The following is a 15,412-nucleotide window of genomic DNA, read 5'->3' as shown; positions in this document are numbered from 1 at the left end:
AGCCTTTGGGCGTTGTCAGCGCTATGAATCGCTGCCTTCAAGCTCATTCAGAAACTTGTAGTCTGTCGGCGGATCGTCACAGATGCCGGGCCCACACTCCAAAAGCGCCGAACCAGCGTTCGCGACGGCCAATGCCAAAATCAGGAAAAACGCTGTTTTGGCCAATGTACTTCCTCCGAAGCGTTCGGTTGCCCGAACGTCCGACGCAAGATCATACTGCTTCTCGAATACCAGCATGATTGCGGTGCCAAGGATGATCAAACCAAAGGCAACTCCCGCCCAGGTATAGAAGTGTAGGCCCAGAACCGGGGAGCCGTAGTGCCCTGTTCCGGGCACGATATGCAGCAGAATCTGCCGGATCGAAACACTGATCCCAAAGATCGCCGCCACCAGCACGATGCCATAGTTTCTGGCGCGCGTACCCCATAACAGGTTCAGAGCAAGCCCGAACCCAACGGCCACGAATCCCACGCGTTGGAGCAAACATAACGGACAGGGCAGTTCGTAAAGGACAAGCTGAAAGTAGAAGGCAAGCACCAGAACCAGGCAAACCGCCAGTGCACCAATCGCATTCATGTTACGAGCAAATTCAGGTGACATTGGACGACCTCACAGTTGAATCGTTAAGGGGGTCGTGGCGTGAAACTTCAGCCAGTAGGCACTCGCCAAAAGCGTCAGCACGAACAATGCGTATGAAATTCTGACCAGCTTAAAGTATGCCAGCACCATCGTGCCGGCGAACAATGCAAATAATAGCGCGATCACAAGAAGCCCCTTACGTGAATTGAATTCGTATATTTCAATCTTTAACTCAAAACGAATTATTCCCAAATTCAAACAGTTTTGGTGATTGGATCAAGCCAGTTCAATAAATTTGGTTTCGCTGAGGATCACCTCGGTTGATCCGGAATCCTGTGACCTGAATCTCTGGGCCGCAATCAAGAGATTGATCTGGCTGACCTGTCGATAATGGTGCATCGAGTCACAGAATGCGCCCAACAAACTGACAGTTTAGACAGCGCGACCGCCCGATTTGGCAATTTCGCTGCGTGAACTTGTCAATTGCGCATTGCATTAGCCCGATTTTTCAGCCCTATTACCGCACCAACACCAATCATATCTGGACTGCCCGTGACAGACGCCGCTCCCGTCATTGAGATCAAGAACCTGCACAAAAGCTTTGGCCAACTCGAGGTGCTCAAGGGCGTGGACATCACCGCGCATCGCGGCGACGTCGTGTCGCTGATCGGATCATCCGGTTCGGGGAAGTCTACCCTGCTGCGCTGCTGCAATCTGTTGGAAGACAGCCAAGAGGGCGAGATTCTGTTCAAAGGCGAGCCCGTCCGTTGGACTGGCAGCCACAATCATCGCCGTCCCGCCGATCCCAAGCAGGTGCTGCGCATCCGCACAAATCTGTCGATGGTGTTCCAGCAGTTCAATCTGTGGGCCCATATGACCATCCTGCAGAATGTGATGGAGGCTCCGGTCACTGTCATGGGCCGCGACAAGGCCGAGGTCGAAGACAGCGCGCGCAAATATCTGGAGAAGGTCGGCATTGGCGACAAATGCGACGTCTATCCGGCGCAACTATCGGGCGGACAGCAACAACGCGCCGCAATCGCACGTGGGCTGTGCATGGAACCTCAGGCGCTGCTGTTTGACGAACCGACCTCAGCGCTCGATCCCGAACTGGAACAGGAAGTGATCAAAGTGATCAAGGATCTGGCCGCAGAAGGCCGCACCATGATCATCGTAACCCATGACATGAAGATGGCTGCGGATATCTCCAGCCACGTTGTGTTCCTGCATCAGGGCCTGATCGAAGAAGAGGGTTCAGCCGAAGACATTTTCACTGCCCCTGAATCCGAACGGCTTCAGGGCTTTCTCTCCGCCACTCAGGCGGCTTAACCAACGGACAGAACCAATAAAGGGGAGTAACTCATGAAAAACCTGATTCTGACCACCGCAGCGCTGGCGTTGACCGCCGGTATCGCAATGGCCGAAACTGTGCGCATGGGCACCGAGGGCGCCTACCCTCCGTACAACTTCATCAATGATGCTGGTGAGATCGACGGCTTCGAGCGTGAAGTCGGTGACGAGCTGTGCAAGCGCGCCGGTCTGGAATGCGAATGGGTCAAGAACGACTGGGATTCGATCATTCCGAACCTGGTTTCGGGCAACTACGATACCATCATCGCCGGCATGTCGATCACTGACGAACGCGATGAGGTCATCGACTTCACTCAAGACTACTACCCTCCTACCGCTTCAGCATACGTTGCGACCTCTGACGCAGCAGATGTGACAGGCGGGATTGTTGCGGCGCAAACTGCCACAATCCAGGCTGGCCACGTTGCCGAATCCGGCGCAACCCTTGTCGAGTTTGCAACCCCCGAAGAAACCATCGCCGCCGTCCGCAACGGCGAAGCCGATGCAGTTCTAGCAGACCGCGATTATCTGGTCCCGCTGGTCGAGGAATCGGGCGGTGAGCTGGTGTTTGTCGGGGATCCGGTTCCACTGGGCGGTGGCGTCGGCATGGGCCTGCGTGAAAGCGACGGTGAGCTGCGCGGCAAGTTCGACGAAGCCATCACCTCGATGAAAGCCGATGGCACACTGAACGAAATGCTAACCAAGTGGTTCGGTGAAGGAACCGCCACATACGGTGCTGACGGTTCAGTCGTCACCAACTAATTCCTAACATATCCCGGTCCGGTGTCTCAGCGCCGGGCCGAGACGCTGGCTTTGCCGGTAACGACGTTCGAAAGACGCCTTATGTTCTCCTACTGCGCTGATCCTGACACGCTGGGCACGTTCCGCTGGTTCTCGTGCTATCTGACCAATGGCGTCCACTGGTCGTTCTACTTGTCGTTCTTCAAGGTGCTGGGTCTGCTGGCCGTCACCGCCCCGGTCGCCCTGAGCTTCGGTTTTGCCGGCGCTATGGCAGCGCGATCGCATTTCCCGCCGCTTAGCTGGCTGGGTAAGGCCTATATCGCCATCGTGCGTGGCGTGCCTGATATCGCTTTCTTTCTGTTCTTCGTGATCGCTCTGGATCAGGGCTTTGAATGGCTGCGCCATAAAGTGCTCTGCCCCGAATGGACCGATCCGGTGCGGCAGGGCAACGACTTCATCGTCTGTCAGGCCGCCAAGCTGCCGCTGGGCACTGCACCCGAATGGGTGCATGAAACCTACGGCTTCTTCCTTGCCGTCGTCACATTCTCTATCGTGTTCGGCGCGTTTGCCGCCAACGTCCTGTTCGGCGGCATGCGGGCTGTACCACACGCCCAGCTTGAGACGGCCGCAGCCTACGGCATGACACGCCGCCAGACCTTTTGGCGTATCCTGGTGCCGCAAATGTGGGTCTACGCCCTACCTGGCCTATCGAACCTGTGGATGGTGCTGATCAAGGCCACACCACTGCTTTTCTTGCTGGGCATCGAAGATATCGTCTATTGGGCTCGCGAGTTGGGCGGCACAAAAACATCCCGCTTTACCGATTACCCTCATGGCGACTGGCGCATGTGGTACTTCCTCGCCCTGCTGATCTTCTACCTCGGCATGACCCGTGTATCGGAAATCGGGCTTGAGAAACTGATGCGCCGCCTGTCCCATGGTCAGGCCACATCGGGCGGAGAGCTTCTGCGCAAGGAGACCACCGCATGAGCTGCATCCAGACCATTCAGGACTACGGCCTCCGTTCGCTGGGCTTTGGCGAGCGCCTGCTGCCCAAAACCGATTTCACCCTGTGCGAGCACTTCACGCTGATCGGCTCGGGCATGATCTGGAATATCTATTTCGGGATCATGGCGATGGTCACGGGGTTCTTCCTCGCCACCGCGTTGGCCGTCGGCAAAGCCTCGTCGAATAAATGGCTGCGTAAACCGTCCGAGTGGTTCATCTTTTTGTTCCGCGGCTCGCCGCTGTTCATCCAGTTCTTCTTTGCCTATTTCTTCTTCCTTTCGCTGAAGAAGCCCTATCCGATGTTCGACGCCTTCACCTCGGCCTGGCTGGGGGCGCTGATCGTGCTGTTCCTGAATACTTCCGCCTATTCGGGCGAGATCTTCTATGGCGCCCTGCGTTCGATCCCCAAGGGCGATATCGAAGCCGCCGACGCCTATGGCATGTCCGGTTGGTCGCGCTTCCGACGTATCGTTTGGCCCACAATGCTGCGGCTGGCGTGGCCCGCCTATACGAACGAAGCGATCTTTGTCTTCCAGTCCACCACACTGGTCTTCTTCTCGGCCTTCCCGGCCTGGCAACAACGGGGCGACGCGCTCTATTACGCCAGCTACTTCGCGGACAAGACGTTCAACCCGTTCATCCCCTACCCGATTCTGGCGTTCTATTTCATCCTGCTGACGCTGGTCATCGTTTGGGGCTTCGGAAGGGTCAACAAACGCCTGAACCGCCACCTACCTGCCGAGCGGAAAGCCAAGATGCGCTTCCGACTAAATTTGGCGCGCTAAGCCCACTCCACCGGGTTCAGCCGGAACAGTTTCGAAAGCTGCTCATAGACCTCGGGCACCTCGTGCTTCAGCGCCTTCGGGCGCTCAAAGAACACTTCAACCGAAACGGCAAAGAACTCTTCATGCCCGGTCGCGCCATACGGATCGATGACTGTCCGCCGCCCGCATTCAACCGCGTGAACATGCGCGTCATAGGCGGTCAGGAATACCTTTTCCCATTCGGCAAAGCTCTGCCCTTCACTCAGGATCGGTACGCCATTTGTACCCCCGGACAGATCATCGATCTGATGCGCAAATTCATGCAGCACTACGTTCTGCCCGTCGCGATCATCAAGAGCGCCCTGCTGGCTGTGTGCCCATGATAAAATGACCGGTCCGCGATCCCAGCTTTCCCCGGTCCGCACGATCTCTTTCTCGGACACGACATAGCCCGAGCGCCGCTGCTGCTTTGACTTGAACGCATTGGGATAGATCAGAATGGTCGTCAGATTGTCATACCAAATGTCGCTATTGATCACGAGCAAACAGGCCTGCGCCGCAATCGACAACTCCATCTCCTCAGTCACTTCCAACCCGTCGCAGCCGTAGAAGCTCACTTGATCCAGAAACAGGTTCACCTTGCCATCCAAGTGACTGCGCAGCCCGGCGGGCAGCCGCCGGATGATGGGAACTTGCTGATCAATGATGTCCCGTTGATCCGAGGTCAGAGGCGTCGCCAACAGCGCCGCGCGGGCCTGTCTCTTGGACCAGACGTAATAGCCGACCCCGCCTGCGATCAGTAACACTATGGTAAGAAAGATGAACATATCTGAGACTATAGGTATCGCTACGCCCGGCACAATCGGGCACTTGAATGTTGTACAACTCGGAAGACAGCGGTCTCGACCACTGTACAAGTCGGTTGATTTTCAACATCGCGCCCCACCGCAAGCGACGCCTATTCGTAATTTGATCAAATTTCGTGACAAGACGCTAATCCTGATTTAAACCTCTCGTGACTAGACCACGGAGCCCCCTATGGACCTGAGCGCCCTGCATACATTCCGCGTCGCCGCCTGTGACCTCAACGGTCAGATGCGTGGCAAACGCGTGCCGCCCTCATACGGTGCCAAGTTGGACAAAGGCGCCGTGCGCATGCCGTTCTCTGCGCTCAATGTCGATCTCTGGGGCGCTGATATCGAAGGCAGCCCGCTTGTCTTCGAAAGCGGTGATGCAGATGGTGTGTTGCGCCCCACCGGGCGTGGTCCGGTTCCCATGCCCTGGCTTGATACATCCACCGCGCTGGTGCCCATGTGCCTGTACCACGATGACGGCACGCCTTTTGCGGGCGATCCGAGACACGCGCTTTCTGCGGTTCTAGATCGATTTTCCGAACGGGGCTGGTCGGTCATCGCCGCCACCGAACTCGAGTTCACTCTGCTTGACGCCTCAGGCGACCAACCGCAGCCTCCCATCAACCCGGTCACGCGCCGCAGGCTGCGGGACGAAGCCGTTCTGTCGATGGCCGAAATGGACGCGTTTGATGCGTTCTTCACCGATCTCTATGATGGTTGCGCCGCTATGGGTATTCCCGCTCAGACTGCAATATCTGAAAGCGGGATCGGCCAGTTCGAGATCAATCTGAACCATCAGGACGCCATGCGCTGCGCCGATGATACGTGGCTTTTCAAGACCTTGGCGCGTGGCGTGGCCCGCAAGCATGGCTTCACAGCAACTTTCATGTCCAAGCCCTATGCCGAGGATGCGGGCAACGGGATGCATGTGCATTTCTCGGTCGTCGATGTCGATGGACGCAATGTCTTCGATGACGGAGGGGCCGAGGGAACCGATGAACTGCGCTCGGCGGTTGCTGGATGTCTGACTGCGATGCCCGGCTCTACGCTGATCTTCGCTCCCCATGGCAATTCTTACACGCGCCTGGTGCCTGGTGCCCACGCACCCACCGGAGCAAGCTGGGCCTATGAAAACCGCACGGCGGCCCTGCGCATTCCGGGTGGTGCCCCTGCCGCCCGACGGATCGAACATCGCGTTGCTGGCGGTGACATCAACCCCTATCTCATGCTGGCCGCAGTTCTGGGCGCGGCAATGGTTGGGATCGAGGATGGCCTGCGACCGCCCGGCCCGATTTCGGGCAATGCCTATGAGTTGACCGATCTGCCGCAACTGGCAGCCGACTGGCCGTCGGCCATATCTGCTTTCGAAACTGACCCGGTAGTTGCGCGCATTTTCCCGGACGATTTGATCCGCAACCTTGTAATGACCAAACGGCAGGAAATTGCACGATTCGCGTCCCACCCTCCTGACGAGCACTGGCTCAGCTATCTTGAGAGCGTTTGAACCTCTTGCCCAGCTCGCTTCGCTCCGTTAGAATAAATTTGATCAAATTTGGTGAACTATGAAAATCGGCATCCTTGTAACCGGCCACCCACCCGATGAATTGCATGAACAATTCGGGGAATATGATGGCATGTTTCGCGCATTACTGGGTGGGAACGGCTTTGAATTCCAAACATACGCAGTGGTCGATGGTGAGTTTCCGAAAGACGCGCATCAGGCCGACGGGTGGATCATCACCGGATCTCGTTATGGCGCATACGAAGATCACGCATGGATTCCCCCGCTTGAACAGCTGATCCGGGATATTCAGAAGACAGGGAACCCCTTGATTGGTGTTTGCTTTGGCCATCAGATCATCGCACAAGCGCTTGGTGGAAAAGTGGAAAAGTTTGATGGTGGCTGGGCTGTAGGACGCACGGAATACAGCTTTGGCGATCAGACCGTCACCTTGAATGCTTGGCATCAGGATCAAGTGACCAAACTGCCCGCAGGTGCGGTGGTCACCGGTACGAATGACTTTTGCCAAAACGCCATGGTCACCTATGGCGATACGATCTGGACCGTGCAGGCCCATCCTGAATATGGAAATGACTTCATACAGGGCTTGATGGAGACCCGAGGCAAAGGCGTGGTTCCCGATGCGTTGATGCAGGCGGCAGCGAACCGAAAAGATGCCCCGGATGATAATGCCAAAATCGGACACCACATGGCAGAGTTCCTAAAGAAAGTGAGGGCCTGATGGCCGACTGGACAGATCAGCTGCCTGAGGCGGCGCGCACCTACTTTGAAGGCAAACGGCTGGATGAGGTTGAATGCATCATCTCTGACCTGCCCGGCATCGCCCGCGGCAAGGCGGTCCCGGCGTCAAAGTTTGCCAAGCAATCCTATTTTCACCTACCCGACAGCATTTTCTACCAGACCATCACAGGGGATTGGGGCGAAGCTGCAGGTGAGGACGGTTTCATTGAGCGGGACATGATCCTGAAACCCGACTTCTCAACTGCGTCGGCCGCTCCTTGGACGGGCGACTGGACCTTGCAGGTGATTCACGACGCGTTCGACCGAGATGGCGAACCGATCCCTTTCAGCCCCCGCAATGTGCTCAAACGCGTTGTGAAGATGTATCACGACAAAGGTTGGAAGCCGGTTGTCGCCCCCGAGATGGAATTTTTTCTTGTCGCGCCGAATGTAGATCCCGCGCAAGGGATCAAGCCGATGATGGGTCGCTCGGGCCGACCTGCGGCGGCGCGGCAGGCTTACTCGATGACAGCGGTCGATGAATTCGGGCCGGTGATCGACGACATCTACGACTTTGCCGAGTTTCAGGGGTTTGAGATCGACGGGATCACGCAAGAAGGCGGTGCCGGACAACTAGAGATCAACCTGCGTCATGGCGATCCGGTGAAGCTGGCGGACGAGGTATTTTACTTCAAACGTCTGATCCGCGAAGCCGCGTTGCGTCACAACTGCTTTGCTACGTTCATGGCAAAACCGATCGAAGATGAGCCGGGGTCGGCCATGCACATCCATCACTCGATCATCGAAAAAGAAACGGGACAGAACATCTTCTCCGGTCCACAAGGTGGCGAGACGGATGCGTTTTATCACTTCATCGCCGGCTTGCAGAACCACCTGCCTGCAGGGCTGGCGGTGATGGCACCGTATGTGAATTCTTATCGCCGCTACGTCAAAGACCATGCGGCCCCGATTAATCTGGAGTGGGCACGCGACAATCGCACAACTGGCATTCGCGTACCTCTGTCCGGCCCCGAGGCGCGCCGGGTCGAAAACCGCATCGCAGGCATGGACTGCAACCCCTATCTGGGCATCGCATTGTCGTTGGCCTGCGGCTATTTGGGCCTGACTCAGCAAGAGCGCCCACGCCGCCAATTCTATGGCGACGCCTATGAAGGCGACGGCGACATCCCTCAGATCATGGGTGAAGCTCTGGATCTGTTTGATGAAGCCACTGCCCTGCACGAAGTTCTGGGTCCCGAGTTCGCCCGTGTCTACGGCATCGTCAAACGTGCTGAGTACGAAGAGTTCCTGCAGGTCATTTCCCCGTGGGAACGCGAGCATCTGCTGATGAACGTCTAGGGCAAAGACGCGATGAACCTGCTGTACTCTAATGACCGCAAGGCGGAGTACCCGCCAAGCTGGTATGCCGCGACGGCGCACGCCTTTGACCGCCACCCGGCGCTTGAAGGCGACCATACCGCAGACGTCTGCATTGTCGGAGGCGGATACACGGGCCTTTCGGCAGCATTGCACCTGGCTGAGGCTGGGTTCGATGTCGTCCTGCTGGAAGCTCATCGCGCGGGCTTTGGGGCTTCGGGTCGCAACGGAGGCCAACTGGGCAGCGCGCAGCGTTTGGATCAAGAGGATCTTGAACGGCTTGTCGGCGATGAAGACGCGTTAAAGCTTTGGGATCTGGCCGAAGAAGCCAAGGATCTGGTCAAATCTCTGATCTCAAAACATCAGATCGATTGCGACCTGAAGCCCGGCATTGCGGTTCTGGGCTTTAACAACTCGGAGCGCGCAGAGCTACATGATCACGCGGCGCATCTGTCGGGTAAATACAAATACGACCAAATCGAAACTTTAGATGCCGATGCCGCGCGCGGGCTTTGCCCCTCACCAGCCTATGCAGGTGGGTATCTGGACAATGGTGCCGCGCACCTACACCCGTTGAACTACGCCCTCGGCCTTGCGCGCGCCGCTGTCAGAGCCGGGTTAAGACTGCATGAAGACACCGAAGTTCTTGGCATCGATCAGGGCGCTCGTGTTACTGTACGCACTGAAAAGGGCACGATCACTGCCGATCACGTTATTCTGGCCTGCAACGGATACCTCGGAGATCTGAACCGGCAAGTTGCATCGCGCGTGATGCCCATCAACAATTTCATCGCGGCAACCGAACCTTTGGGCGCTGAAGTGCAAAAAGTTTTGGCCAAAGATATCGCCGTTGCTGACACCAAGTTCGTGATAAACTATTTCCGGCTGAGCGCCGATGGCAGGCTGCTGTTTGGGGGTGGCGAAAGTTATGGTTATCGTTTCCCCGAGGACATCGCCGCAAAAGTCCGCAAGCCGATGACCGAGATTTTTCCGCATCTGCGTGACGTCAAAATCGACTACGCATGGGGCGGAACGCTGGGCATCACCATGCGGCGCATGCCCTATTTGACCCGGGTTGCGCCAAATATCCTGTCCGCCTCGGGTTATTCTGGCCACGGCGTCGGCACCGCGACCCATGCGGGGCAACTCATGGCGTTGGCGATCCAGGGGCAGGCTGAGGGGTTCGATACCATGGCCCGCGTTCCTGCAGTGCCCTTCCCGGGTGGTCCTGCTTTGCGGACGCCGTTGCTGATACTGGCCATGACTTGGTATGCGCTGCGTGACAGGCTGGGTATCTGAACACATTCTTTACGACGAATTGGTGAAATCTCGCTGACGATGCGAATTGGGACTTGGCTTGCCTGCATATCGAATTTATGTTTCCCAAAGATAAAATTCGGGAAATCCAAATATGACGCTTGTACCCAACGTTCATGAAGCCGAACCCATCCCCGCAGCCGCCCGAGACGCAATCGACGCTCTGATGAAGTCAGGCGATCTGTTTCGCTATACCGCACCTCAGGATGCGCCCGTTGCTCTCCTGGAGGCAGAGTTTGCCGAACTGCTCGGCACAAAATACGCGCTGGCGGTCTCTTCCTGTTCTGCCGCGCTGTTTTTGTCGCTCAAGGCGCTTGGGCTGCCCCGCGATGCGCGGGTTCTGATCCCCGGATTTACCTTTGCCGCCGTGCCGTCATCGATTGTTCACGCGGATTGCATTCCGGTTCTGTGCGAGGTCGGGGACAATTATCGCGTCGATATGGCCGATTTCACGGCCAAGCTGGACAGCGTGCAGGCAGTGATCATCAGCCATATGCGCGGCCATACCTCGGACATGGACGCGATTATGGAGCTGTGTGAAGCGCGCGATATCCCGGTGATCGAAGACGCCGCCCACTCATTGGGCACAACCTGGCATGGGCGCAATATTGGCACCATCGGTAAGGTCGGCTGCTTCTCGTTCCAGTCCTATAAAATGATCAACGCAGGCGAAGGTGGCATTCTGGTCAGCGACGATGCGGATCTTGTGGCGCGGGCTGTCATCATGTCGGGCGCATACGAGCACAACTGGAAAAAGCACTCTGGCTCACCAGAGCTGGAGCAGGCCTTTGCCAAATGGCAGAACCAGTTGCCACTGTATAACCTGCGCATGAGCAACCTCAGCGCTGCAGTCATTCGTCCGCAAATCCCCGAATTGGCACGCCGTGTCCGCGACGGGCTGGCAAACCATGACTATGTGGCTGATCGTCTGAACACATCGCCCTACATCGATGTCCCTGCCCCTCTGACACCCGAGCAGCGCGCACCGGATTCGATCCAATTCAATCTGGTTGACCTCAGCGACGATGAAATCCGCGCCTTTGCCGCCGCAGCCGAGGCACGCGGTGTCAAGGTGCAGGTCTTTGGACTGAGTCAGGATAACGCTCGTGCCTTCTGGAACTGGCAGTTCCTACCCGAACAGTTCGACCTGCCACAGACCCGTGCGATGCTGATGAAGGCCTGCGATGTACGTCTGCCCGTGCGTTTGACGCGCGAGGAGCTGGATGTGATCTCGGATATCCTGCTGGCTTCTGTTGGCGAGGTTGTTGGCCCGGTGCCAGTCTACGGGACCTGATCGTCAGTACTATTGCAGATCAAGGTCATGAACTGAAAGTAACAATGCGTCGATCCCGTCAGGGGTTGGCGCGACGCGCGACAAAATCCCGGCAACGGCAAGCCCGGTTTCTGTTTGCGTCAGAAACGGTGCACCGGAATCCCCCATCATGACGGGGCAGATCGCGCGCATCAGCCCTTGGCCGGCCTGTGCGGCATTACAGCTATCGGTGCGACTGAGCACGTGGGGCCGCAATCTGGGATAGCCCACGAACGAGCCCATCTGCGGGACAGTCCGGGAAATATCGAAAAAACCAACCTGCTCTCCAATTGGCTCGGCCAACTCCAACACGGCCCAATCCAGATCGGCGCGATTGTTGAATACACCGTCGCGCCCCTGTTCCGAATCCAGCCGATAGGCCAATACAGTGGACACGGCGGCAGCCTCGCCGCGCTGATACCCTGCGGCAAACCGGATACTGGCCGGAGGAATCCAGCGGTTGCGCGCGCTGTTGTACAAGCAATGTGCCGCGGTCAAAACCAGCCGCTCAGACACCAGCACGCCGGTACAATGGGACCGCTGGCTGCGACTGGCAAAATTGACCCGGCCAATGGCGCGCCAGGGCGGGGTCGTTGCATCCAGAATTTCGCGCGCGCGAATCTCATCGCAGCCCGCAGCCGTATCCCGACCCATTGTGCAGATAGGTTCCCACACGGATGTAAACTGGCCTTGGGCCTGTGCAGTCTGGGCCCAGATCAACGCGCCCAGAACAGACAGCCAGCGCATCGGTCAGGCTAGCTCAGCTTCGATAGTTTTTGTTGCAGCTCGGCAAGTTGCTTTTTGATGTCGTCCAAATCCTCTTTGGGTTCGGGCGATGTTTCTTGTTCATCATCCGGCCCCGACCAGTTCCCCGACAGACCACCGGTCATGGCTTTTAGAAAGGCCTTTTGCTGCGCTTGCATCGCCTCGAATCCCGGCATCTGGGACATCGGGTTCATGGCGCTCATGTTCTCCATCATCTTCGACTGGCTTTCGCGCAGCATCTCGAATGAGCTTTGCAGGAATTGCGGCATCATGCCCCCGCCCGGCACCATGTAGCTGCGCACCAGATCGTTCAGCACATTAATCGGCAAAACATTTTCGCCGCGGCTTTCGTGTTCGGCAATGATTTGAAGCAGATACTGACGGGTCAGGTCATCACCGGTTTTTAGGTCGATGATCTGAACCTCGCGGCCATCGCGTATGAAACCGGCTATATCTTCAAGCGTCACGTAGTCGCTGGTCTCGGTGTTATACAGCCGACGGCTGGCATAGCGCTTGATCAGCAGCGGTTTGTCTTGTTCCGACACCCTGTACCCTCCCCAAGGATGATGCGTTGCAGCAGAGGTTATGCGACTGCAGAACAAAAAGAAAGGGCAGGTCAAGCGACCTGCCCGAAGCGATTACACCATTTGGGAGGAATGGGTGCTATATCGCAGCCTTACTTACTTGGCGGTTGCTGCTTTCTTTGCGGCAGCGGTCACCTCGTTGGTGGCTTTTTTGACGGCTGCGGTTGCATCTTCTGCAGCGTCTTTGCCAGCCGCCATCAGCAGCTCAACGGTTTCGGTCTGAACTTTTTTCGCGATTTCAGCGAAAGCAGCCAGGTTTTCAGCGGCAACTTCAGCCGACGCGCTTGCGAAGTCGGTTGCAGCTTTTGCGTAATCCGCAGGCTCGGTTTTTGCTTTCGACATCTCGGTCAGTTTGGCCAGGGTTTCTTTGGTCCATTTGTTCGAGATTTCAGCCGATTTCTCAGCTGCGTCCAGAGCAACACCCGACAGCTTTTCGTTCAGAGAAGCGGTCGATTTGAATGCGTCTTCCAGAGCGGTTGTGTCAACCGGGAACGCGCCCATCATGTCTTTCAGGGTCGCGGTAAAGTCTTGGGTCTTTGCCATTGTCCTAAATCCTTCTAGCCGTTCCGGGCCCACCCCGGTTCTCATCAGCTTGAAGGCAATATGATTGCTGCATCGCAGCATTGCAAGTTTTTTCTTGCTGCAACGCAGAAATTTTTGAGTTTCAAAATGATATCAGCGGTTTGCCTTGACCAAAACATAGGTACCCGGAGCCGGGCAAAGGCGTGGATGATCCGAATCGCCGGTATCACGCGCGGGAACCTGCTTGCCTGATCGCTTCTTTAACCACGCTTCCCACATCGGCCACCACGAACCTTCGTGGAAGTCAGCTTCTTTCAGCCATGTATCAGCATCACACTTCAGCTCAGGATTGGTATAGTGACCATATTTTTTCTTACTGGGCGGGTTCACGATGCCCGCGATGTGGCCGGACTCGGACACCACAAAGGTCTTCGACTTCGCGCCCATCTGCTGCACCCCGCGATAGCAATCCTTCCATGCGGCAATATGATCCGTCTCGCAGGTGATCGCCATCAAAGGCACATCGACATCCTTGATATGCAGCTTATGGCCAAGCAATTCGAACCCGTCGTTGACGAAATCGTTGCTCTGACACAAACCGCGCAGATACTGGATCGCCATCCGACCTGGCAGGTTGGCCCCGTCGCCGTTCCAGTACAACAGGTCAAACGCTGGCGGTGTTTCACCCATCATGTAGCTGCGGATCGCCGGCGTATAGATGAGATCTCTGGATCGCAGGAAAGACATCGTTCGCCCGATGATCCATGCCTTTAGAATACCATCCTTCGAGACCTGTTCTTCGATGCCATCCACAAAGTCATTTTGCAGGAACGGCGTGAACTCCCCCTGCTCACCAAAGTCTGTCAGGGTGGTGAAGAAAGTGGCAGATTTGATCGACTTGTCGCCGCGCTGCTTCATCAGCGAAAGCGTCAGGCTCAGCGTCGTACCGGCGATGCAGTAACCCACTGCGTTGACCTGCTTGACCTTGCAGATTTTCTTCGCCTCTTCGATGGCGGTCAGGAACCCTTCCTGAATATAGTCCTCCATCCCAATATCGGCGTGTGAACTATCGGCATTCACCCAGCTGACCACAAACAGGGTATAGCCCTGCTCGGTCACCCATTTAATCAGGCTGTTCTGAGCCTTCAGGTCCAAGATATAGAACTTGTTGATCCATGGCGGGAACAGAACGATCGGCGTTTCGTGCACCGTCTCGGTCACCGGTTTATACTGGATCAGTTCCATCATTCGGTTGCGATAGACGACGTCGCCGGGTGTAGTTGCGATATTCCCGCCAATCTCAAAGGCACTTTCGTCAGCCAGCCTTACAACCATCTCGCCGTCATTGGCCTCAAGGTCCGACACGAGGTTCTCCAGCCCCTGTATCAGGGACTGCCCTTCGGTCTCGATGGCCTTTTCCAGCGCATCGGGGTTGGTGGCCAGAAAATTCGTTGGCGCCATCATATCTATGATCTGTTGCGAGAAGTACTGCAGACGCTGTTTATCCTTGGTTTCCAGATCGTCAACCGATGCGACGGCCTGCGCGATCGCTTCGGCATTGGTTTGGTACTGCTGGCGAATGAGGCGAAAGTAGGGGTTGGTTTCCCACATTGGATTGGCAAACCGTTTATCTTTGGCAGCGGCTGGGGGTACATCCCCGTCGCTTTGGGTCATCGCTTTCTGCGCTTCCGCAAAGTTGAGAACCGATTTTCCCCAATACTCAATTTGCTGCTCCAACAGCTTTGTGGGGTTTTGAAACGCTTCAGCCCAATACGCAGTTGCTGCTTTTGCAAAAAGCTCTTGATTCGGGCCATCCAGAGCGGGGGTGTGCGGCGTTTTTCCGGCCATGACCTCGACCAGGCGTTTGGACAGTTCTTCTACTTTGTCCATATTTTCTTTAAGTCGTTCAATATGTTCTTCGGTCAGTTTTGGCGTCTGGTCTTCGGTAGTTGTCATTTTAACAATTCCCCCCTAGTCTCGCTGCTGTGCAGAATAAC

General features: G+C 56.5%; 16 protein-coding genes. 9 read left to right on the top strand and 7 right to left on the bottom strand.

What is annotated here, in order from left to right:
• Positions 1–21: 21 nt before the first annotated feature.
• Entirely contained in the window at positions 22–600 is a 579-nt protein-coding gene (locus ACR0AY_RS00245; RefSeq protein ID WP_170393594.1) for a disulfide bond formation protein B, read from the bottom strand.
• A gap of 9 nt (positions 601–609) precedes the next feature.
• A complete protein-coding gene (locus tag ACR0AY_RS00240; RefSeq protein WP_223118239.1) occupies positions 610–765 on the bottom strand; it encodes a DUF5993 family protein in 156 nt (51 codons plus the stop codon).
• 366 nt (positions 766–1,131) lie between these two features.
• Here ACR0AY_RS00240 and ACR0AY_RS00235 point away from each other — a divergent pair, with 366 nt between their 5' ends.
• The 4 genes from ACR0AY_RS00235 (at position 1,132) to ACR0AY_RS00220 (ending at position 4,463) form a co-directional block, all read left to right on the top strand.
• Positions 1,132–1,908 carry an ABC transporter ATP-binding protein gene (locus ACR0AY_RS00235; RefSeq protein ID WP_170393596.1) on the top strand — a complete coding sequence of 259 codons (777 nt, stop codon included), beginning with the start codon at positions 1,132–1,134 and terminating at the stop codon, positions 1,906–1,908.
• 33 nt (positions 1,909–1,941) lie between these two features.
• Positions 1,942–2,691: a transporter substrate-binding domain-containing protein gene (locus ACR0AY_RS00230; protein ID WP_170510687.1), complete on the top strand. Its 750-nt coding sequence runs from the start codon at positions 1,942–1,944 to the stop codon at positions 2,689–2,691.
• A gap of 81 nt (positions 2,692–2,772) precedes the next feature.
• Positions 2,773–3,660 carry an ABC transporter permease gene (locus ACR0AY_RS00225; protein ID WP_170393600.1) on the top strand — a complete coding sequence of 296 codons (888 nt, stop codon included), beginning with the start codon at positions 2,773–2,775 and terminating at the stop codon, positions 3,658–3,660.
• Entirely contained in the window at positions 3,657–4,463 is an 807-nt protein-coding gene (locus tag ACR0AY_RS00220) for an ABC transporter permease (RefSeq protein ID WP_170393602.1), read from the top strand. Before ACR0AY_RS00225 ends, ACR0AY_RS00220 begins: the two co-directional genes overlap by 4 nt.
• Here ACR0AY_RS00220 and ACR0AY_RS00215 read toward each other — a convergent pair.
• Positions 4,460–5,269 (bottom strand): M90 family metallopeptidase, encoded by an 810-nt coding sequence (locus tag ACR0AY_RS00215; protein WP_170510690.1) that lies wholly within the window; start codon positions 5,267–5,269, stop codon positions 4,460–4,462. The genes ACR0AY_RS00220 and ACR0AY_RS00215 overlap by 4 nt on opposite strands.
• A 211-nt stretch (positions 5,270–5,480) precedes the next feature.
• On the opposite strand from ACR0AY_RS00215, the gene ACR0AY_RS00210 reads away from it, so the two are divergent.
• From ACR0AY_RS00210 to ACR0AY_RS00190, 5 genes are all read left to right on the top strand, one after another.
• A complete protein-coding gene (locus ACR0AY_RS00210; protein WP_170510693.1) occupies positions 5,481–6,800 on the top strand; it encodes a glutamine synthetase family protein in 1,320 nt (439 codons plus the stop codon).
• A gap of 58 nt (positions 6,801–6,858) precedes the next feature.
• The gene (locus tag ACR0AY_RS00205) at positions 6,859–7,539 is read left to right on the top strand and encodes a type 1 glutamine amidotransferase (RefSeq protein WP_170510697.1); all 681 of its coding nucleotides are present in this window, start codon (positions 6,859–6,861) and stop codon (positions 7,537–7,539) included.
• Positions 7,539–8,897, top strand: a complete 1,359-nt coding sequence (locus ACR0AY_RS00200) for a glutamine synthetase family protein (RefSeq protein ID WP_170393610.1) — start codon at positions 7,539–7,541, stop codon at positions 8,895–8,897. The genes ACR0AY_RS00205 and ACR0AY_RS00200 overlap by 1 nt, the downstream gene beginning before the upstream one ends.
• Before the next feature lie 12 nt (positions 8,898–8,909).
• Positions 8,910–10,214, top strand: a complete 1,305-nt coding sequence (locus ACR0AY_RS00195; protein WP_170510700.1) for an NAD(P)/FAD-dependent oxidoreductase — start codon at positions 8,910–8,912, stop codon at positions 10,212–10,214.
• A gap of 112 nt (positions 10,215–10,326) precedes the next feature.
• Positions 10,327–11,526, top strand: a complete 1,200-nt coding sequence (locus ACR0AY_RS00190) for an aminotransferase class I/II-fold pyridoxal phosphate-dependent enzyme (protein ID WP_170510704.1) — start codon at positions 10,327–10,329, stop codon at positions 11,524–11,526.
• A gap of 9 nt (positions 11,527–11,535) precedes the next feature.
• On the opposite strand, the gene ACR0AY_RS00185 is transcribed toward ACR0AY_RS00190, so the two are convergent.
• From ACR0AY_RS00185 to ACR0AY_RS00170, 4 genes are all read right to left on the bottom strand, one after another.
• Positions 11,536–12,291, bottom strand: coding sequence for a trypsin-like serine protease (locus tag ACR0AY_RS00185; RefSeq protein WP_170510706.1), 756 nt, complete (start codon positions 12,289–12,291; stop codon positions 11,536–11,538).
• 8 nt (positions 12,292–12,299) lie between these two features.
• The gene (gene phaR, locus ACR0AY_RS00180) at positions 12,300–12,854 is read right to left on the bottom strand and encodes a polyhydroxyalkanoate synthesis repressor PhaR (RefSeq protein ID WP_170393618.1); all 555 of its coding nucleotides are present in this window, start codon (positions 12,852–12,854) and stop codon (positions 12,300–12,302) included.
• A gap of 135 nt (positions 12,855–12,989) precedes the next feature.
• The gene (locus ACR0AY_RS00175; protein ID WP_029621740.1) at positions 12,990–13,436 is read right to left on the bottom strand and encodes a phasin family protein; all 447 of its coding nucleotides are present in this window, start codon (positions 13,434–13,436) and stop codon (positions 12,990–12,992) included.
• Between the two features lie 132 nt (positions 13,437–13,568).
• The gene (locus ACR0AY_RS00170; RefSeq protein WP_170393622.1) at positions 13,569–15,371 is read right to left on the bottom strand and encodes a class I poly(R)-hydroxyalkanoic acid synthase; all 1,803 of its coding nucleotides are present in this window, start codon (positions 15,369–15,371) and stop codon (positions 13,569–13,571) included.
• Positions 15,372–15,412: the final 41 nt, after the last annotated feature.

Source organism: Ruegeria sp. A5, from assembly GCF_056543005.1.
Note: the sequence above shows the minus strand (reverse complement) of the source record. Positions and strands in the feature narration are given on the sequence as shown.

What these genes read in the sequence shown, in the direction of transcription:
- ACR0AY_RS00245 (WP_170393594.1), bottom strand. Translation starts at nt 600, where the DNA reads ATGTCACCTGAATTTGCTCGTAACATGAATGCGATTGGTGCACTGGCG.
- ACR0AY_RS00230 (WP_170510687.1), top strand. Translation starts at nt 1,942, where the DNA reads ATGAAAAACCTGATTCTGACCACCGCAGCGCTGGCGTTGACCGCCGGT.
- ACR0AY_RS00225 (WP_170393600.1), top strand. Translation starts at nt 2,773, where the DNA reads ATGTTCTCCTACTGCGCTGATCCTGACACGCTGGGCACGTTCCGCTGG.
- ACR0AY_RS00220 (WP_170393602.1), top strand. Translation starts at nt 3,657, where the DNA reads ATGAGCTGCATCCAGACCATTCAGGACTACGGCCTCCGTTCGCTGGGC.
- ACR0AY_RS00215 (WP_170510690.1), bottom strand. Translation starts at nt 5,269, where the DNA reads ATGTTCATCTTTCTTACCATAGTGTTACTGATCGCAGGCGGGGTCGGC.
- ACR0AY_RS00210 (WP_170510693.1), top strand. Translation starts at nt 5,481, where the DNA reads ATGGACCTGAGCGCCCTGCATACATTCCGCGTCGCCGCCTGTGACCTC.
- ACR0AY_RS00205 (WP_170510697.1), top strand. Translation starts at nt 6,859, where the DNA reads ATGAAAATCGGCATCCTTGTAACCGGCCACCCACCCGATGAATTGCAT.
- ACR0AY_RS00200 (WP_170393610.1), top strand. Translation starts at nt 7,539, where the DNA reads ATGGCCGACTGGACAGATCAGCTGCCTGAGGCGGCGCGCACCTACTTT.
- ACR0AY_RS00195 (WP_170510700.1), top strand. Translation starts at nt 8,910, where the DNA reads ATGAACCTGCTGTACTCTAATGACCGCAAGGCGGAGTACCCGCCAAGC.
- ACR0AY_RS00190 (WP_170510704.1), top strand. Translation starts at nt 10,327, where the DNA reads ATGACGCTTGTACCCAACGTTCATGAAGCCGAACCCATCCCCGCAGCC.
- ACR0AY_RS00185 (WP_170510706.1), bottom strand. Translation starts at nt 12,291, where the DNA reads ATGCGCTGGCTGTCTGTTCTGGGCGCGTTGATCTGGGCCCAGACTGCA.
- ACR0AY_RS00175 (WP_029621740.1), bottom strand. Translation starts at nt 13,436, where the DNA reads ATGGCAAAGACCCAAGACTTTACCGCGACCCTGAAAGACATGATGGGC.
- ACR0AY_RS00170 (WP_170393622.1), bottom strand. Translation starts at nt 15,371, where the DNA reads ATGACAACTACCGAAGACCAGACGCCAAAACTGACCGAAGAACATATT.